General features: G+C 62.1%; 18 protein-coding genes. 17 read left to right on the forward strand and 1 reads right to left on the reverse strand.

Annotated elements, in window-relative coordinates:
* The first annotated feature begins 60 nt into the window (after positions 1 to 60).
* Positions 61 to 315, forward strand: coding sequence for a hypothetical protein (locus KJY40_RS02745; RefSeq protein ID WP_007952486.1), 255 nt, complete (start codon positions 61 to 63; stop codon positions 313 to 315).
* 31 nt (positions 316 to 346) lie between these two features.
* Positions 347 to 916, forward strand: coding sequence for a lipocalin family protein (locus KJY40_RS02750; RefSeq protein WP_230734824.1), 570 nt, complete (start codon positions 347 to 349; stop codon positions 914 to 916).
* A gap of 48 nt (positions 917 to 964) precedes the next feature.
* Here KJY40_RS02750 and KJY40_RS02755 read toward each other — a convergent pair whose 3' ends face one another.
* On the reverse strand, positions 965 to 2329 hold the full coding sequence (locus tag KJY40_RS02755; protein WP_230734826.1) for a formimidoylglutamate deiminase: 1365 nt from the start codon (positions 2327 to 2329) through the stop codon (positions 965 to 967).
* Positions 2330 to 2475: 146 nt separating this feature from the next.
* On the opposite strand from KJY40_RS02755, the gene hutC reads away from it, so the two are divergent.
* The 15 genes from hutC to dtd all read left to right on the forward strand — a co-directional run bounded on the left by hutC (position 2476) and on the right by dtd (position 19345).
* On the forward strand, positions 2476 to 3186 hold the full coding sequence (gene hutC, locus KJY40_RS02760) for a histidine utilization repressor (RefSeq protein ID WP_170844914.1): 711 nt from the start codon (positions 2476 to 2478) through the stop codon (positions 3184 to 3186).
* Entirely contained in the window at positions 3183 to 3752 is a 570-nt protein-coding gene (locus KJY40_RS02765) for a HutD/Ves family protein (RefSeq protein ID WP_230734828.1), read from the forward strand. The genes hutC and KJY40_RS02765 overlap by 4 nt, the downstream gene beginning before the upstream one ends.
* A 420-nt stretch (positions 3753 to 4172) precedes the next feature.
* Positions 4173 to 5870 carry a urocanate hydratase gene (gene hutU, locus KJY40_RS02770; RefSeq protein WP_115076237.1) on the forward strand — a complete coding sequence of 566 codons (1698 nt, stop codon included), beginning with the start codon at positions 4173 to 4175 and terminating at the stop codon, positions 5868 to 5870.
* A gap of 149 nt (positions 5871 to 6019) precedes the next feature.
* Entirely contained in the window at positions 6020 to 7492 is a 1473-nt protein-coding gene (locus KJY40_RS02775; protein WP_085684018.1) for a purine-cytosine permease family protein, read from the forward strand.
* 70 nt (positions 7493 to 7562) lie between these two features.
* Positions 7563 to 8531: an ABC transporter substrate-binding protein gene (locus KJY40_RS02780; RefSeq protein ID WP_230734829.1), complete on the forward strand. Its 969-nt coding sequence runs from the start codon at positions 7563 to 7565 to the stop codon at positions 8529 to 8531.
* Between the two features lie 84 nt (positions 8532 to 8615).
* On the forward strand, positions 8616 to 9467 hold the full coding sequence (locus KJY40_RS02785; RefSeq protein ID WP_007952475.1) for an ABC transporter permease: 852 nt from the start codon (positions 8616 to 8618) through the stop codon (positions 9465 to 9467).
* On the forward strand, positions 9464 to 10294 hold the full coding sequence (locus KJY40_RS02790; protein ID WP_007952457.1) for a quaternary amine ABC transporter ATP-binding protein: 831 nt from the start codon (positions 9464 to 9466) through the stop codon (positions 10292 to 10294). The genes KJY40_RS02785 and KJY40_RS02790 overlap by 4 nt, the downstream gene beginning before the upstream one ends.
* Positions 10295 to 10439: 145 nt before the next feature.
* On the forward strand, positions 10440 to 11963 hold the full coding sequence (gene hutH / locus KJY40_RS02795; protein ID WP_230734831.1) for a histidine ammonia-lyase: 1524 nt from the start codon (positions 10440 to 10442) through the stop codon (positions 11961 to 11963).
* Positions 11964 to 12079: 116 nt separating this feature from the next.
* Positions 12080 to 13612 (forward strand): histidine ammonia-lyase, encoded by a 1533-nt coding sequence (gene hutH / locus KJY40_RS02800; protein ID WP_230734833.1) that lies wholly within the window; start codon positions 12080 to 12082, stop codon positions 13610 to 13612.
* Between the two features lie 63 nt (positions 13613 to 13675).
* Positions 13676 to 14881, forward strand: a complete 1206-nt coding sequence (gene hutI / locus KJY40_RS02805) for an imidazolonepropionase (RefSeq protein ID WP_085648000.1) — start codon at positions 13676 to 13678, stop codon at positions 14879 to 14881.
* 10 nt (positions 14882 to 14891) lie between these two features.
* Positions 14892 to 15695, forward strand: coding sequence for an N-formylglutamate deformylase (gene hutG / locus KJY40_RS02810; protein ID WP_230734835.1), 804 nt, complete (start codon positions 14892 to 14894; stop codon positions 15693 to 15695).
* A gap of 275 nt (positions 15696 to 15970) precedes the next feature.
* Positions 15971 to 16918 carry a choline ABC transporter substrate-binding protein gene (locus KJY40_RS02815; RefSeq protein ID WP_230734837.1) on the forward strand — a complete coding sequence of 316 codons (948 nt, stop codon included), beginning with the start codon at positions 15971 to 15973 and terminating at the stop codon, positions 16916 to 16918.
* A complete protein-coding gene (locus KJY40_RS02820; protein ID WP_230734839.1) occupies positions 16918 to 17835 on the forward strand; it encodes an alpha/beta hydrolase in 918 nt (305 codons plus the stop codon). The genes KJY40_RS02815 and KJY40_RS02820 overlap by 1 nt, the downstream gene beginning before the upstream one ends.
* Before the next feature lie 104 nt (positions 17836 to 17939).
* A complete protein-coding gene (gene pip, locus KJY40_RS02825) occupies positions 17940 to 18911 on the forward strand; it encodes a prolyl aminopeptidase (protein WP_007952436.1) in 972 nt (323 codons plus the stop codon).
* Positions 18908 to 19345, forward strand: coding sequence for a D-aminoacyl-tRNA deacylase (gene dtd / locus KJY40_RS02830; RefSeq protein ID WP_064592873.1), 438 nt, complete (start codon positions 18908 to 18910; stop codon positions 19343 to 19345). The genes pip and dtd overlap by 4 nt, the downstream gene beginning before the upstream one ends.
* The last annotated feature ends 142 nt before the right edge of the window (positions 19346 to 19487 follow it).

Consider the following 19487-nt stretch of genomic DNA (forward strand, 5'->3'; position numbering starts at 1 on the left):
TTCTCTTCTAAGCTTCTGGTTGGCGCCATGCCACCCCCCTTCCGTTCCAGGAGTTACACCATGTCGCTGCGATCTATCGCCCTTCTTTCGTTTTGCGTGCTGTTGGCCGCATGCAGCAAGGTCAATCAGGAAAACTATTCGAAGCTCTCGGCCGGCATGGCCAAGGCCGAAGTCGAGACGCTGCTCGGCAAGCCTACCGATTGCTCCGGCGCGCTCGGCATGTCCAGTTGCACCTGGGGCGACAAGAACAGCTTTATCAGCGTGCAGTACGCCGGTGACAAAGTGCTGATGTTTTCCGGCCAAGGCCTGAAGTAAACCGGGGCCACGTGCCCACGGGAGAAAAACAATGAAGCGGTTATTGCTTGTCCTTTTTGCCGGCCTGGTATTGGCCGGCTGCGCCACGACCGGTGAAGATCCGCTGGCGCCGAAGACGGTCAACAGTGTCAATCTCAAGCGTTACCAGGGCACCTGGTACGAACTGGCGCGTCTGCCGATGTATTTCCAGCGCAATTGCGCGCAATCCGAAGCCCGCTACACCCTCAAGCCGGATGGCAATGTTGCGGTGTACAACCGCTGCCTGACGGCAGACTGGCAGTGGGAAGAAGTCAAAGGCACGGCTTATCCACAGGTGCCGGGCAAGACCGACAAGCTGTGGGTCGAGTTCGATACCTGGTTCTCGCGCCTGATTCCGGGTGTGGCGAAGGGGCAGTACTGGGTGCTGTACGTCAGCGATGACTACAAGACCGCCCTCGTAGGCGATCCGAGCCGGCGCTACCTGTGGCTGTTGTCCCGCACGCCGACCGTCAACGGTGTGGTGCGTGAGGAACTGCTGAGCAAGGCCCGTCAACAGGGTTACGACACCACGCGCCTGATCTGGCGTGCGTCGGATCAGCAGATGGCCAAGACGTCCAACTGACGCGCATAAAAAAACCTGTGGAGGTTGCCCTCCACAGGTTTTTTTATGTCAGCCCAAAAGCTCTCGCAGGACCTGGGTGAAGGCGCGATTGCTGTCCTCCTCCCCGGCATGTCGCCCCTCGCGCACAACCCACTGACCATTGACCAGCACATCGCGCACCTGACGGTCGCCACCGGCAAACAGCCAGCGATTGAGAATCCCGTCACCGCTGGCCGTGGACAGATACGGATCGCTGCCATCGAGCACAATCCAGTCGGCGCGTTTGCCGACCTCCAGTGCGCCGATCGGCTGGCCCAGGGACTGAGCGCCACCGTCCAGCGCCGCGTCATACAACGTGCGGCCGACCATCGGCTGATCCGCGCCGTACAAGCGATTGCGCCGCTGATCGCGCAGACGCTGGCCGTATTCCAACCAGCGCAATTCCTCTACCACGCTCAATGACACATGGCTGTCGGAACCAATGCCCATGCGCCCGCCCTGAGCGAGGAAATCCACCGCCGGGAAAATCCCGTCGCCGAGGTTGGCCTCGGTGGTCAGGCACAGGCCGGCGATGGCGCGACTCTTGGCCATCAGCGTGACTTCTTCCGGATTGGCGTGGGTCGCGTGGACTAGGCACCAGCGCTGATCGACTTCGGTGTTTTCGTACAGCCATTGCAGCGGACGGCGACCGCTCCAGCTCAGGCAGTCGTCGACTTCCTTCTGCTGCTCGGCGATGTGGATGTGCACCGGGCATTGCTTGTCGCTGGCTGCCAGTACTTCGCTGATCTGCTGTGGCGTGACTGCGCGCAACGAGTGGAAGCACAGGCCCAGCGACTGCGCCTTTTGCTGCGCCAGCAGGGGTTGCAGGCGCGATTGCAGCTTCAGGTAGTTTTCGGTGCTGTTGATGAAACGGCGCTGGCCTTCGTTCGGCGTCTGGCCGCCGAAACCGCTGTGGCTGTAGAGCACAGGCAGCAAGGTCAGACCGATGCCGGCCGAGCTGGCCGCCTGGCTGATGCGCAACGCCAGCTCGGCCGGGTCGGCGTAAGGCTGGCCGTTGTGATCGTGGTGGACGTAATGGAATTCGGCGACCGAGGTGTAACCGGCCTTGAGCATTTCGATGTACAGCTGGCGGGCAATCACACCGAGCTGGTCGGGGCTGATTTTTCCGACGAGCCGATACATCAGATCGCGCCAGGTCCAGAAACTGTCGTTGGGATTGCCGGCCACTTCCGCCAGTCCCGCCATCGCTCGCTGGAACGCGTGGGAGTGCAGATTCGGCATCCCCGGCAGCAGCGGACCGCTCAGCCGTTCGGCGCCATCTGCGGTGGAATCGGCCTGGATTCGGGTCAGCACGCCATCGGCGCTGACCTCGAGACGTACATTGTTGGCCCATCCGTTAGGCAGCAGCGCGCGTTCGGCAAAGAAGGCGGACATGGTTCAGCACCCCATCGTGTGTTATTTGTATATACATATACAGACGTTTGCCTGCCCGGTAAACTCCGGCAAGCTAGCAACTTTCATCCAATGAACAGGGATCCACCGTGCCGACTCCGCCTCCAGTCTCCCCGTTGGCCGCGAACATGGGCGACAGTCCGGCGCCTTTGTACGCCCGCGTCAAACAGATGATCACCCAACAGATCGACAGCGGTAACTGGCCGCCGCATTACCGCGTGCCGTCGGAAAGCGAGCTGGTCAGCCAGTTGGGCTTCAGCCGCATGACCATCAACCGCGCGCTACGGGAAATGACCGCCGACGGTCTGCTGGTGCGCATGCAAGGCGTCGGTACTTTTGTCGCCGAGCCGAAGAGCCAGTCCGCGCTGTTCGAAGTGCACAACATCGCCGATGAAATCGCCTCCCGTGGCCATCGCCACACTTGCCAGGTGATCACCCTTGAAGAAGAGGCCGCCGGTTCCGAGCGCGCGCTCGCGCTGGACATGCGCGAAGGGCAGAAGGTCTTTCACTCGCTGATCGTGCATTACGAAAACGACATTCCGGTGCAGATCGAAGATCGCTTCGTCAACGCGCTGGTCGCCCCGGAATATCTCAAGCAGGACTTCACCCTGCAAACGCCTTACGCCTATCTGAACCAGGTCGCGCCGCTGACCGAAGGCGAGCACGTGGTCGAAGCGATCCTCGCCGAAGCGTCCGAATGCAAATTGCTGCAGATCGAAAAGGGCGAGCCTTGCCTGCTGATCCGCCGCCGCACCTGGTCGGGGCGTCAGCCGGTGACAGCGGCGCGTCTGATTCACCCCGGTTCCCGTCATCGTCTGGAAGGTCGGTTTCATAAATGAACGAGTTGAAGGTATTACGCGCTGAAGGCTACCCGCGCATGCCGTGGAAAAACGGCGGCGGCAGCACCGAGGAAATCACCCGTGACGCTGGCGCTGGCCTCGACGGTTTTGGCTGGCGTCTGTCGATTGCCGACATCGCCGAATCCGGCGGCTTTTCGACCTTCGCCGGTTACCAGCGGGTCATCACGGTATTGCAGGGCGACGGCATGACCCTGTGTGTCGACGGCGACGATACCCGGCCGTTGTTACCCCTCGACCCGTTTGCCTTCAGCGGCGAGAGCCAGGTGTCCTGCACCTTGCTCGGCGGCGCAATCCGTGACTTCAACCTGATCTACTCGCCCCAGCGTTACAGCGCACGCCTGCAATGGCTGGACGGCGAACAGCGGTTTTTCAGTTCGGCAAGCACCGTGCTGGTCTTCAGCGTCAGTGAACTGCTGGAGGTCGCGGTCGGTGACAGTGCGTCGCAACTCGGCCGTCATGACTGCCTGCAACTGGACGGTAACACCGGTTTGACCGAGATTGCCGTCAATGCCGGGTGCTGCGTGATCGAACTGTCCCCACGCTGACTCCTTCACACCCTCTGCGTGGGAACGATCAAAAACCGCTGCTTTGAAAGCAGCGGTTTTTTTTCGTCCCGACGTTCCCGAAATGCGCACCAACTTGTTACCGAACGCCCCAGTGTGGCGCAAAACCACGCTTTCGTAACAACCTCTCGCTACCCTCAATCCACCCCGCGAAAAATTTCATCAACGCCAGAGCCCTTGATTCAGGCACTCTCCAGCCCTGTCAGGGATTTTTGTTGAACGACCCTCCAACAAGTTGGCCGCTTGATTGCATATGCTTGTATGTACAAGTAAAGACGTATGCGTATGAGTCGATCGAGACTCTCCGCAGCGTCCACTGATTCGCTTGTCGCGCACTGATGCGCACAGGCTGCTTGCCCACTGCCAGGGTTGGTTTGAATTGATCGCTGAGGAGTCTTTTTCGTGACTGACAACAACCGCACTACTTCTTCATTCACAAAGCATCGTGACGTCGAAATCCGCGCCGCCCGCGGCAACAAGCTGACCGCCAAGAGCTGGCTGACCGAAGCGCCGCTGCGCATGCTGATGAACAACCTCGACCCGGAAGTCGCCGAGAACCCGAAAGAGCTGGTGGTCTACGGTGGCATCGGCCGCGCTGCGCGTAACTGGGAGTGCTACGACAAGATCGTCGAGAGCCTCACCAACCTCAACGAAGACGAAACCCTGCTGGTGCAATCGGGCAAACCGGTCGGTGTGTTCAAAACCCACAGCAACGCCCCGCGCGTACTGATCGCCAACTCCAACCTGGTGCCGCACTGGGCAACCTGGGAACACTTCAACGAACTCGACGCCAAAGGCCTGGCCATGTACGGCCAGATGACCGCCGGCAGCTGGATCTACATCGGCAGCCAGGGCATCGTCCAGGGCACCTACGAAACCTTCGTTGAAGCCGGTCGCCAGCACTACAACGACAACCTCACCGGCAAATGGGTACTGACCGCCGGCCTCGGCGGCATGGGCGGCGCCCAGCCACTGGCCGCGACCCTCGCCGGTGCCTGCTCGCTGAACATTGAATGCCAGCAGATCAGCATCGATTTCCGCCTCAAGACCCGCTACGTCGACGAGCAGGCCAAAGACCTCGACGACGCGCTGGCCCGCATCGCCAAATACACCTCCGAAGGCAAGGCGGTTTCCATCGCCCTGTGCGGCAACGCTGCTGAAATCCTGCCGGAACTGGTCAAGCGCGGCGTGCGCCCGGACATGGTCACCGACCAGACCAGCGCCCACGACCCGCTCAACGGTTACCTGCCGGCCGGCTGGACCTGGGACGAATACCGCGCCCGCGCCAAGACCGAGCCAGCCGCTGTGGTCAAGGCCGCCAAGCAATCGATGGCCGTTCACGTCAAAGCCATGCTCGACTTCCAGAAGATGGGCGTGCCGACCTTCGACTACGGCAACAACATCCGTCAGATGGCTCAGGAAGAAGGCGTCGAAAACGCATTCGATTTCCCGGGCTTCGTGCCGGCCTACATCCGTCCGCTGTTCTGCCGTGGCATCGGCCCGTTCCGCTGGGCTGCGCTGTCCGGTGATCCGCAGGACATCTACAAGACCGACGCCAAAGTCAAAGAACTGATCCCGGATGATGCCCACTTGCACAACTGGCTGGACATGGCGCGCGAGCGCATCAGCTTCCAGGGTCTGCCGGCACGTATCTGCTGGGTCGGCCTGGGCCTGCGCGCCAAGCTCGGTCTGGCGTTCAACGAAATGGTCCGCAGCGGCGAGCTGTCGGCACCGATCGTGATCGGTCGCGACCACCTCGACTCCGGCTCGGTGTCCAGCCCGAACCGTGAAACCGAATCGATGCAGGATGGCTCCGATGCCGTCTCCGACTGGCCGCTGCTCAATGCTCTGTTGAACACCGCGAGCGGTGCGACCTGGGTGTCCCTGCACCACGGCGGCGGCGTCGGCATGGGCTTCTCCCAGCACTCGGGCATGGTGATTGTCTGCGACGGTACTGACGAAGCGGCCGAGCGTATCGCTCGCGTGCTGCACAACGACCCGGGCACCGGCGTCATGCGTCACGCCGATGCCGGTTACCAGATCGCCATCGACTGCGCCAAGGAACAAGGGCTGAACCTGCCGATGATCACCGGCAAATAAAGAACCTGTGGGAGCTGGCTTGCCAGCGATGGCGGCGGCACTGCTGGAATTGATGTCGCAGGTGCCGACGTCATCGCGGGCAAGCTCCGCTCCCACAGAAATCGAGTAAACCGGACAGAACAATTAAAACAATCCACAGAGGTTGAATCATGGCGGGCAACACCGATCGTGCAGGCAGTAAACCGTTGATCGAAAGGCGTTCGATCGACTACATCCCGGAAGCGGAAAGACACGGTCGTCTGTTCAGTCAGTTCACCCTGTGGATGGGTGCCAACCTGCAAATCACCGCGATTGTCACCGGGGCCCTGGCCGTGGTGCTGGGCGGCGATGTGTTCTGGTCGTTGATCGGTCTGCTGATCGGTCAACTGCTGGGCGGCGGGGTGATGGCGCTGCACGCGGCGCAAGGGCCGAAGCTTGGCCTGCCGCAGATGATCTCCAGCCGGGTGCAGTTCGGCGTCTACGGCGCGGCGATTCCGATCGTGCTGGTGTGCCTGATGTACCTGGGCTTCACCGCCACCGGAACCGTGTTGTCCGGTCAGGCGCTGGGCCAGTTGTTCGGGGTCAGCGACACCGTCGGCATCCTGCTTTTCGCCAGCGTCATCGTCGTGGTCACGGTGCTTGGCTATCGGGTGATTCACTGGATCGGCCGGATCGCCAGTGCCATTGGCGTGATCGCTTTCGTGTACCTGTTCAGCCGTCTGATGAGTCAGGTGGACGTCGGCGCACTTCTGGAAATCCGCCACTTCAGCTGGAGCAGTTTCCTGCTGGCGGTGTCGCTCGCGGCCTCCTGGCAGATCGCTTTCGGCCCGTACGTGGCGGACTACTCGCGCTACCTGCCGAGCAAGGTGTCTTCGGTGAAAACCTTTTTCGCCGCCGGTGCCGGTTCGGTGATTGGTGCGCAGGTGGCGATGATCCTCGGTGTGTTCGCGGCCGCTTCGGCCAACGGGCAATTCGCCGGTCATGAAGTCGCCTACATCGTCGGTCTGGGCGGGACCGGTGCCACCGCCGCGCTGCTGTACTTCAGCATCGCGTTCGGCAAGGTCACCATCTCTACCCTGAACTCCTACGGCAGCTTCATGTGCATCGCGACCATCATCAGCGGCTTCCGTGGCCACCTGACGGTCACCCGCATGCAGCGTCTGGTGTTCGTGCTGGTGATCGTCGGCGCGGCGACCCTGATCGCGCTGCTTGGCCAACATTCGTTCCTCGGTGCGTTCAAGTCCTTCATCCTGTTCCTGCTGGCGTTCTTCACGCCGTGGAGCGCGATCAACCTGGTGGACTACTACTGCATCACCCGCGAGCGCTACGACGTACCGGCGCTGGCGGATCCGAACGGTCGCTACGGCCGCTGGAACCTCCTCGGTATCAGCGTTTATGTGTTCGGGGTGCTGGTGCAACTGCCGTTCATTTCCACCAAGTTCTATACCGGTCCATTGGTAGCGGCCCTGGGGGATGTGGATATTTCCTGGATCATCGGTCTCGTGCTGCCCGCAGCGTTGTACTACGTCTGCGCGAAAAAATGGCACGGCACCGTACCCGATCGACTGATTCTGCCCGTCGAGCAGGACAGCGTTGTACAACCTAAAACAAGCGGGGCCGGTCGCGCTGCGGCGCAGGCCTGATTTGGACGTGGACAGGGCTGGATGCCTCTTGACTGCCGTAAGCCAATTCATGATTAGGAGCGTCACAACAATGAAATCGAACAAGACCCTGCTGACCACATTGCTTTCCATGGGCCTGCTGGCCAGCGCCGGCGCAACCCAGGCCGCTGGCTGGTGCGAGTCCGGCAAACCGGTGAAATTCGCCGGCCTGAACTGGGAAAGCGGCATGCTGCTGACCGACGTTCTGCAGGTGGTGCTGGAGAAAGGTTACGACTGCAAGACCGACAGCCTGCCGGGCAACTCCATCACCATGGAAAACGCCCTGAGCAGCAACGACATCCAGATCTTCGCCGAAGAATGGGTCGGCCGCAGCGAGGTCTGGAACAAGGCCGAGAAGGCCGGCAAGGTCGTCGGTGTCGGCGCCCCGGTGGTGGGTGCGATCGAAGGCTGGTACGTGCCGCGCTACGTGATCGAAGGCGACGCCAAACGCAAACTCGAAGCCAAGGCGCCGGACCTGAAAAACATCGCCGACCTGGGCAAATATGCCGCCGTCTTCAAAGACGCCGAAGAGCCCTCCAAAGGTCGTTTCTACAACTGCCCGGCCGGCTGGACCTGCGAGCTGGACAACAGCGAAATGCTGAAAAGCTACGGCCTGGAAAACAGCTACACCAACTTCCGCCCGGGCACCGGCCCGGCGCTGGATGCGGCGGTGCTGTCGAGCTACAAGCGTGGCGAGCCGATCCTGTTCTACTACTGGTCGCCAACCCCGCTGATGGGCCAGATCGACGCGGTGAAACTGGAAGAAAAACCGGGCGTCGACAAGACCGTGACCATCAAGGTCGGTCTGTCCAAGACCTTCCACGAGCAAGCGCCGGAACTGGTGGCCGTGCTGGAGAAGGTCAACCTGCCGATCGACCTGCTGAACCAGAACCTGGGCCGCATGGCGAAGGAACGTATCGAGTCGCCAAAACTGGCGAAAATCTTCCTCAAGGAACATCCTGAGGTCTGGCATGCGTGGGTGAGTGAAGACGCTGCCAAGAAAATCGACGCGGCGCTGTAGGTCGAATTCCTCCCGGCCAACCGAGAGGCTGGCCGGGGTGTTCGCCGCAATCGCTTGATTGAGTTTCCTGATTGAGAGCCGCTTATGTTTCCCGAAAGCTTTACCTTTTCCATCGCCGACTGGGTCAACGGTTGGGTCGATGCGCTGGTCACCAACTACGGCGATGTGTTCCGCCATATCTCCGACACCCTGCTGTGGGCCATCGTCAATCTTGAAGGCCTGCTGCGCGCCGCACCGTGGTGGTTGATGCTGGCCATCGTCGGCGTCGTGGCCTGGCACGCCACGCGCAAAGTCGTGACCACCGCGGTGATCGTCGGTCTGTTGTTCCTGGTCGGTGCTGTCGGTCTGTGGGACAAGTTGATGCAGACCCTCGCGCTGATGATGGTGGCGACGGTCATTTCGGTGCTGATCGGCGTACCGCTGGGGATTCTCTCGGCGCGCAGCAATCGCCTGCGTTCGGTGCTGATGCCGCTGCTCGACATCATGCAGACCATGCCGAGCTTCGTGTACCTGATTCCGGTGCTGATGCTGTTCGGCCTGGGCAAGGTGCCGGCGATTTTCGCCACCGTGATCTACGCCGCACCGCCGCTGATCCGTTTGACCGATCTGGGCATCCGCCAGGTCGACGGCGAAGTGATGGAAGCGATCAACGCCTTCGGTGCCAACCGCTGGCAGCAGCTGTTCGGCGTGCAATTGCCGCTGGCCCTGCCGAGCATCATGGCCGGGATCAACCAGACCACCATGATGGCCCTGTCGATGGTGGTAATCGCCTCGATGATCGGCGCCCGTGGCCTGGGTGAAGATGTGCTGGTGGGCATTCAGACCCTCAACGTCGGACGCGGCCTGGAAGCCGGTCTGGCGATCGTGATTCTCGCAGTGGTCATCGACCGCATTACCCAGGCGTATGGTCGGCCACGGCATGAGGTGAGCAAATGAGCAACGCAACCGTGAGCAAGATCGAAGTCAAAAACGTCTTCAAGATTTTCGGCAACCGCGCCTCGGACGCCCTGGCGATGGTCGGCCAGGGCAAGACCAAGGATCAGGTGCTGAACGAAACCGGTTGCGTGGTCGGGGTCAACGACTTGTCCCTGAGCATCGGCACCGGCGAGATCTTCGTGATCATGGGCCTTTCCGGCTCCGGCAAATCGACCCTGGTACGCCACTTCAACCGCCTGATCGACCCGACCAGCGGCGCGATCCTGGTGGACGGCGTGGACATCCTGCAATACGACATGGAAGCCTTGCGTGAATTTCGCCGGCACAAGATCAGCATGGTGTTCCAGAGCTTCGGCCTGCTGCCGCACAAGACCGTGCTCGACAACGTCGCCTACGGCCTGAAAGTGCGCGGCGAGACCAAGCAACTGTGCGCCGAACGCGCGCTGCACTGGATCAACACCGTGGGCCTCAAGGGCTACGAAAACAAATACCCGCACCAGCTCTCCGGCGGCATGCGCCAGCGTGTCGGTCTGGCCCGCGCCCTGGCGGCGGACACCGACATCATCCTGATGGACGAAGCGTTCAGTGCGCTGGATCCGCTGATCCGCGCCGAGATGCAGGATCAGTTGCTGGAGCTGCAAAAGACCCTGCACAAGACCATCGTTTTCATCACTCACGACCTCGACGAGGCCGTGCGCATCGGCAACCGCATCGCGATCCTCAAGGACGGCCGCCTGATCCAGGTCGGCACGCCGAAAGAGATCCTGCATTCGCCGGCGGACGAGTATGTCGACCGCTTCGTGCAGCGGCGGGCGGCGGTGGTCTGATCTGAGTTTTGCAGTGCACAGACTGGCCTCATCGCGGGCAAGCCCGCTCCCACAGGGATTGTGTGAGCGCCGGAGATTCTGTGGGAGCTGGCTTGCCAGCGATGAGGCCGGTGAAGCTGCATCAAAATTATGGTTGAGGTAAGTGATGTCCCAGGCTGAAAAAATCGTTATCGCCGACGCTCCGATGCGTTGGCAGGATGTGGTCGCAGTCGCCCGTCACGGCGCGCAGCTCGAGCTGTCGGCGCAGACCTGGGCGCGCATTGAAAACGCGCAGGGCATCGTCCAGCGCATCGTCGCCAGCGGCGAGCGCGCCTACGGCGTGAACACCGGTCTCGGTGCGCTGTGCAACGTCTCGCTGAAAGCCGAACAGCTCAGCCAGCTGTCGCGCAACACCTTGCTCAGCCATGCCTGCGGCGTCGGTCCGGTGCTGGCCGATGAGCAGACGCGCGCGATCATGTGCTCGGCGATCCGCAACTACAGCCACGGCAAATCCGGCATTCATCGCCGGGTGGTCGAAGCGCTGCTGACGCTGCTCAATCGCGGCATCACCCCGCAAGTGCCATCCCAGGGTTCGGTGGGTTACCTGACCCACATGGCGCACATCGGTATCGCGCTGCTGGGCGTGGGCAGTGTCAGCTATCGCGGGCAGGTCGTGTCCGCGCAGCAGGCGCTGGCCGAAGAGGGTCTGCAACCGGTGCAGCTCGGGGCGAAGGACGGTCTGTGCCTGGTCAACGGTACGCCGTGCATGACCGGCCTCGGTTGCCTGGCGATTGCCGACGCCACGCGTCTGGTGCAATGGGCCGATGTAATCGGTGCCATGAGCTTTGAAGCGCAACGCGGCCAGATCGCCGCGTTCGATGCCGAGATCATCGCGCTCAAGCCGCACCCGGGCATGCAACAGGTGGGCGTCAATCTGCGCGCCTTGCTCGATGGCAGCGAAGTGATCGCCGCGAGCAAAGGCATTCGCACTCAGGATGCCCTGAGCATCCGTTCGATCCCGCAGGTGCACGGTGCTGCCCGCGATCAACTGGAACACGCGATCAAACAGATCGAAACCGAACTCAACGGCTGCACCGACAACCCGTTGCTGCTGGGCACGCCGGACGATTTCCGTGTCATGTCCCAGGCCAACCCGCACGGGCAATCAGTGGCGCTGGCGGCGGATCTGCTGGCGATTGCGATGGCTGAAATCGGCTCGATTGCCGAGCGGCGTCTGGATCGCCTGATCAACCCGCACGTCAGCGGTCTGCCGGCGTTTCTGGTGGCCAATCCGGGGGTGAACTCCGGGATGATGATCGTGCAATACGTCGCCGCGTCGCTGTGCGCGGAAAACCGCCAGTTGGCGCAACCGGCAGTGCTCGACAACTACGTCACCTCGGGCTTGCAGGAAGACCACTTGAGCATGGGCACCAACGCCGCGCTGAAGCTGCATCGCGCGCTGGAAAACTGCACGCAGATCCTCGCCATCGAGTACCTGCTGGCGGCCCAGGCGTTTGAATTCCTCAAAGAACAGCGCTTCGGCGCGGGCACCGATACCGCCTGGCGACTGCTGCGCGAAAAAGTCCCGGCCTACGATCAGGACCGCTGGCTGGCGCCGGATATCGCCGCTGCCGCAAGCGTTCTGAAAGACTCGAACCTGTTGCACAACGCATTACCGAATCTGCACTGAAAACTACCCACGCCAGCGTGCCAAGGCGCGGCTCCCCAAAAGGGCAGACGCGACGGACAACGGACATCTCCGGAGCGTCTGGCGAGTTAACAATAAACTCTCAAAAGGAGCACAAAATGACTGCGCTGAACCTGATCCCCGGCCAACTGAGCCTGGCCCAACTGCGTGACGTTTATCAGAACCCGGTCAAGCTGACCCTCGACAACAGCGCCAGCGCGCAGATCGAAGCCAGCGTGGCCTGCGTCGAGCAGATCCTCGCGGAAAACCGCACCGCCTACGGCATCAACACCGGTTTCGGCCTGCTGGCCTCGACCCGCATCGCCAGCGAAGACCTGGAAAACCTCCAGCGTTCGCTGGTGCTGTCCCACGCCGCCGGCGTCGGCCAGCCGATCAGCGATGAGCTGGTGCGTCTGATCATGGTGCTCAAGGTCAACAGCCTCAGCCGTGGTTTCTCCGGCATCCGTCGGGTGGTGATCGATGCGCTGATCGCCCTGATCAACGCCGAGGTCTATCCGCATATTCCGTTGAAGGGTTCGGTCGGTGCCTCCGGTGACCTGGCGCCATTGGCGCACATGTCGCTGGTGCTGCTGGGCGAAGGCAAGGCGCGCTACAAGGGCGAGTGGATGGAGGCGACCGAAGCGCTGAAAGTCGCCGGTCTGACGCCGCTGACCCTGGCGGCGAAAGAAGGTCTGGCGCTGCTCAACGGCACTCAGGTTTCCACCGCATTCGCGTTGCGCGGCCTGTTCGAAGGTGAAGACCTGTTCGCCGGCGCGCTGGCGCTGGGAGGGCTGACGGTCGAAGCGGTGCTCGGTTCGCGCTCGCCGTTCGACGCACGCATTCACGCCGCCCGTGGCCAGAAAGGCCAGATCGACGCTGCCGCCGCTTACCGCGATCTGCTGGGCGAGCGCAGCGAAGTCTCCGACTCGCACCAGAACTGCGAGAAGGTTCAGGACCCGTACTCCCTGCGTTGCCAGCCGCAAGTCATGGGCGCGTGCCTGACCCAGTTCCGTCAGGCCGCCGAAGTGTTGGCTGTCGAAGCCAACGCCGTATCCGACAACCCGCTGGTGTTCGCGGCCGAAGGCGATGTGATTTCCGGCGGCAACTTCCACGCCGAACCAGTGGCCATGGCCGCTGACAACATGGCCCTGGCCATTGCCGAAATCGGTTCCCTGAGCGAGCGTCGTATCTCGCTGATGATGGACAAGCACATGTCGCAACTGCCGCCGTTCCTGGTGGCCAACGGTGGCGTGAACTCCGGCTTCATGATCGCCCAGGTGACCGCTGCAGCTCTGGCCAGCGAGAACAAGGCGCTGTCCCATCCGCATTCGGTGGACAGCCTGCCGACCTCCGCCAACCAGGAAGACCACGTGTCGATGGCCCCGGCCGCCGGCAAGCGTCTGTGGGAAATGGCCGAGAACACACGCGGGATTCTCGCGGTGGAATGGCTGGCGGCGGTGCAGGGCCTGGACCTGCGCAACGGCCTGAAGACCTCGGTCAAACTGGAGCAGGCTCGGGGGATTCTGCGTCGCGAAGTGCCGTTCTACGAGAAAGACCGCTTCTTCGCGCCGGACATCAATGCGGCGACCGAGTTGCTGGCTTCGCGGGTTCTGACGGAGCTGGTTCCGGCGAAACTGCTGCCTAGCCTTTAACCACCCCTGATCGTTCCCACGCAGAGCGTGGGAACGATCACCGAATTTCAACGGAGGCTCACAGTGAAAACCCTCTGGCAACACTGCCACGTCGCAACCATGGCGCAAGGCGTCTACTCGATCATCGAGGATGCGGCCATCGTGACGTCCGGTGCACTCATCGAGTGGATCGGCCCGCGCAGCCAATTGCCGTCAGGCGAATACCCGGCGGTCAATGACCTGCAAGGCGCGTGGGTCACCCCCGGCCTGATCGACTGCCACACCCACACCGTGTTCGGCGGCAACCGCAGCGGCGAATTCGAGAAGCGCCTGCAAGGCGTCAGCTACGCCGAAATCGCAGCGGCCGGTGGCGGCATCGCCAGCACCGTGCGCGCCACGCGCGAAGCCTCGGAAGACGAGCTGTTCGCCAGCGCCGCCAAACGCCTGAAAAGCCTGATGCGAGACGGCGTGACCACGGTCGAAATGAAATCCGGCTACGGCCTCGATCTGGCCAGCGAACGCAAGATCCTTCGGGTCATCCGTCGCCTCGCCGCCGAGCTGCCGATCAGTGTGCGCAGCACCTGCTTGGCCGCTCACGCATTGCCGCCTGAATACAAGGATCGTGCCGACGATTACATCGATCACATCTGCGCCGAGATGCTGCCGGCGCTGGCCGCCGAAGGCCTGGTGGATGCGGTGGATGCGTTCTGCGAATACCTGGCGTTCTCCCCGGAACAGGTCGAGCGGGTTTTCATTGCCGCGCAAAAACTCGGTCTGCCGGTGAAGCTGCACGCCGAGCAATTGTCGTCGCTGCATGGCTCCAGCCTCGCCGCGCGGTATCACGCGTTGTCCGCCGATCACCTGGAGTTCATGGACGAAGCCGACGCCATCGCCATGGCCGAATCCGACACTGTCGCAGTGCTGTTGCCGGGCGCGTTCTACTTCCTGCGCGAAACCCAGCTGCCGCCGATGGAAGCCCTGCGCAAACACAAAGTGAAAATCGCCATCGCCAGCGACCTCAACCCCGGCACCTCACCGGCGCTGTCGTTGCGCCTGATGCTGAACATGGCCTGCACCTGTTTCCGCATGACCCCGGAAGAGGCCCTGGCTGGCGCCACGATTCACGCGGCACAAGCCCTGGGCATGGCCGATACCCACGGCTCGCTGGAGGCCGGCAAGGTCGCGGATTTTGTCGCCTGGCAGATCGACCGCCCGGCGGATCTGGCGTACTGGCTGGGTGGTGAACTGGACAAACGCGTCGTGCGTCACGGCGTTGAATCAAGTCTGTAGGAGAGCGGTTGTGGATAAGGTTCTGAACTTCAAACAAGGTCGCGTGCCGCTGCTGATCAGCATGCCCCACGCCGGTGTGCGCCTGACCCCGGCGGTCGAGGCCGGATTGATCCCTGACGCGAAAAGCCTGCCGGACACCGACTGGCACATTCCGCAGCTCTACGACTTCGCCGCCGAACTGGGCGCCAGCACGCTGGCGGCCGAATACTCGCGATTCGTCATCGACCTGAACCGGCCGTCCGACGACAAACCTCTCTACGCCGGCGCCACTACCGGGCTGTACCCGGCGACGCTGTTCGATGGCATTCCGTTGTTCAAGGAAGGCAAGGAGCCGTCGAAAGAAGAGCGTGCGAGGTACCTGGAGCAGATCTGGACGCCGTACCACCGCACTTTGCAGGAAGAGCTGGCGCGGCTGAAGGCCGAGTTCGGTTACGCGCTGCTGTTCGATGCACACTCGATCCGTTCGATCATCCCGCACCTGTTCGACGGCAAGCTGCCGGACTTCAACCTCGGCACCTTCAATGGCGCCAGTTGCGATCCGCAACTGGCCACTCAGCTGGAAGCGATCTGCGCACGCCATGGCGATTACAGCCATGTGCTGAACGGACGCTTCAAGGGCGGCCACATCACCCGTCACTACGGCAACCCGGCCGAGAACATCCACGCCGTGCAACTGGAGCTTGGCCAGTGCACGTATATGGAAGAGTTCGAACCGTTCCGCTACCGCGCCGATCTGGCGGAGCCGACGCGGGTGGTACTGAAGGAGCTGCTGCAAGGGCTGCTCACTTGGGGCAAAAACCACTACAGCGCATAACTAATTGTGGGAGCGGGCTTGCTCCGGGCGGCGATCCGACGAAGACGGCGGGTCAGCCGCCTCAAAGGGTGACTGACACGGACCCTTCGCGAGCAAGCCCGCTCCCACAAGGTTTTTGGGTTTTCACAGGTTCCGCGTTCCAACAGGGTCGCCACCGTGCAAATCCCGGTCGCCACAGTTCGCTTTTCCCGCTCGTCTGCTGCGTAATGTTTCGGCCACGGTGCAAGAAGACACCGATCCGAACAATAACCCGCTGCCGCACGAGACGATCCCACATGAAAAGACTGTTCACTCGTTGTGCGTTAATCCTCACCGGCTGCGCGCTGCTCAGCGCCGGCGCCATGGCTTCCGACGATGCTTCCTGCAAAACCGTGCGCATGGGCGTGGTCAACTGGACCGACGTGATCGCCACCAGCGGCATGGCCGACGTGCTGCTCAACGGCCTCGGCTACGAAAGCAAACAGACCAGCGCCGTGCAGCAAATCATCTTCGCCGGCATCCGCGACAAGCGCCTCGATATCTTCCTCGGCTACTGGAAACCGGCGATGGACAAGAACATCGCGCCGTTCCTCGCCGCCAATCAGGTCAAGGTCATGGACAAGCCAAGCCTGGCCGATGCCCAGGCAACACTGGCGGTTCCGGATTACGTGGCGGCGGCAGGGCTGAAAACCTTTGGCGACATCGCGAAATTCAAGGATCAACTCGGCGGCAAGATCTACGGCATCGAGCCCGGCAGCGGCGCCAACACCACGATCAAGACCATGATCGAAACCAACCACTTCGGCCTGAAGGATTTCAAGATCATCGAATCCGGTGAGGCCGGCATGCTCGCCGCCGTGCAACGAGCGGTGAACCGCAAAGAGTTCGTGGTATTCGTCGGCTGGACCCCACACCCGATGAACATCAACATGAAGATCACCTACCTGACCGGCAGCGAAGACGTCTATGGCCCCAACGAAGGCGCCGCCACCGTTTCCACCGTCACCGCACCGGACTACGCCGAGCGCTGCCCGAACGTCCATCAACTGCTGGAAAACCTGACCTTCACCGCCGCCCAGGAAAGCCAGTTGATGGTGCCGATCATGGAGCGCAAGACCCCTCAGGAAGTGGCGAAAACCTGGCTGCGTGAGCATCCCGAAGACTTGCAACGCTGGCTGGCGGGTGTCAGCAGTTTCGACGGCAAGGACGGCGTGGCCACGGTTCAGGCCAGCCTGAAAAACTGATGAGTACCTATCCACTTTCACCGGCGATGGCGGCCTTCGTCGCCAGAACCGAAAGCTTCGCCAGCGATGACAGCAGCCTCGGCGGATTGCGCAAATCCTATGACGCCATGTGCCGCGCCTTCACGCCCGAACGGCCGGCGGGTCTGGAGGTGGTGGATTTCCAGTTGAGCGGGGTGGCGGTGCGTTCGTATCGCCCGCCTGTCCGGCCATCGGCCAGTGGCTGGCCGTGCGTGTTGTATCTGCACGGCGGCGGTTGGGTGGTCGGCGGGCTGGATTCCCATGACTTCATCTGCTGCGAATTGGCGATGGCGCTGGGGGCGATGGTGGTGGCGGTGGATTACCGGCTGGCGCCGGAGCATCCGTTCCCGGCCGGTTTCGAGGATTGCCTGAGCGTGTGGCGCGCGTTGCGCAGCGGGCCGTTCTGGTTCGATCCCGGACGGATGCTGGTGGCGGGCGACAGCGCCGGCGGCAATCTGGCGGCGGCGCTGTGCCTGGCGCTACGCGATGCCGGCGAGCCGCTGCCGGGAGCGCAGGTCTTGATCTATCCGGGGCTGGGAGGCGACGAGCAGTTACCGTCGCGCAGCGAATGCGCCGATGCTCCGCTGCTCGCCAGCAGCGATGTCGATTGCTATCACGCCTTGTACCTGCGCGGCACCGCGACGCCGAACGCTTATGCGATGCCGTTGCTGGCCGGGGATTTCAGCGGTTTGCCCCCGGCCTGGATCGCCGTGGCGCAGTTCGATCCGCTGCGTGACGACGGCGTGTGCTACGCCGAACGGCTTAACGCAGCGGGCGTCGACGCGGCGCTGTATTACGGCGAAGGGCTGGTGCACGGCTGCCTGCGGGCGCGGCATCAGGTCGCCGAGGTCGATCGTCTCTTTGAGAACCTGCTGGGGTTCATGGCTGACAAATTGTGACAGCGCACGGGCATGCTCATTGACGTAAATCGGGTTTATGATGCCGGACGGCAGAATAATAGAAGTCCCCCCAGGGATGACCTCGACCCCTTACGGAGCGCGCAATGCAGACTTTGTTTCCGCAGATCAAACCTCACGCACGGCACGATCTGGCCGTCGATGACACCCATACGCTGTACGTCGACGAAAGCGGTTCACCGGAAGGTTTGCCGGTGGTGTTCATCCACGGAGGTCCCGGCGCCGGGTGCGACGCCCAGAGTCGCCGCTACTTCGATCCGAACCTGTATCGCATTGTCACCTTCGACCAGCGCGGTTGCGGTCGTTCCACGCCCCACGCCAGTCTGGAAAACAACACCACCTGGGATCTGGTCGAAGACCTCGAGCGCATCCGCAAACACCTGGGCATCGACAAATGGGTGCTGTTCGGCGGCTCCTGGGGTTCGACCCTGGCGCTGGCCTATGCGCAGACCCACCCCGAGCGCGTGCATGGTCTGATTCTGCGCGGGATCTTTCTCTGCCGCCCGCAGGAAATCGAATGGTTCTACCAGGCCGGTGCCAGCCGTCTGTTCCCCGATTACTGGCAGGACTACCTCGCGCCGATCCCGCTGGACGAGCGTGACGACCTGCTCAGCGCATTCCACAAACGCCTGACCGGCAACGACCAGATCGCCCAGATGCACGCGGCCAAGGCCTGGTCGACCTGGGAAGGGCGCACCGCAACCCTGCGTCCGAACCCGCTGGTGGTCGACCGTTTCTCCGAGCCGCAGCGCGCCTTGTCGATCGCGCGCATCGAATGCCACTACTTCACCAACAATGCGTTCCTTGAGCCAAACCAGCTGATCCGCGACATGGGCAAGATCGCCCATCTGCCGGGCGTGATCATCCATGGTCGCTACGACGTGATCTGCCCGCTCGACAACGCCTGGGAACTGCATCAGGCCTGGCCGAACAGCGAGTTGCAGGTGATCCGCGATGCCGGCCACGCCGCGTCCGAACCGGGTATCACCGATGCACTGGTGCGCGCTGCCAGCAAAATGGCCCGTCGCCTGCTCGATCTGCCGCCCGAAGAAGCATGAAGGGTCTGTTGCAGCGCGTGAAAGGCGCGCGGGTCGAAGTGGCGGGTGAGGTGGTTGGCAGTGTCGATCAGGGTTTATTGGTGCTGGTGGCGGTCGAACCCGACGACACGCCGGCCAGCGCCGACAAACTTCTGCATAAGCTGCTTAACTATCGAGTGTTCAGTGACGCCGAGGGCAAGATGAATCTGTCCCTGGCGGATGTGGGCGGCGGGTTGCTGCTGGTCTCTCAGTTCACCCTCGCTGCCGACACCAAAAGCGGGTTGCGCCCGAGTTTCTCGACCGCCGCCCCTCCGGCGCTGGGCGAAGAATTATTCGACTATCTATTAAGCAAAGCGAAACAGATGCATGGCACAGTGGCATCAGGTAGATTCGGCGCGGATATGCAGGTGCACCTGGTCAACGATGGCCCGGTAACCTTCCTGTTACAGACATGAAAGCGCTTGAAACATCTTTTTAAGGGCTTTTCGACTGAAAACAGGGAATTTTCGCGATAAATACTTTGTTACCCCTGATGCGTTGTCACGCGGGCTACTAGATAATCGCGCGCTACGGGGATCAGCGTTCGTTGGTCCATTT

The organism is Pseudomonas fitomaticsae, assembly GCF_021018765.1.
Taxonomy (GTDB): domain Bacteria; phylum Pseudomonadota; class Gammaproteobacteria; order Pseudomonadales; family Pseudomonadaceae; genus Aquipseudomonas; species Aquipseudomonas fitomaticsae.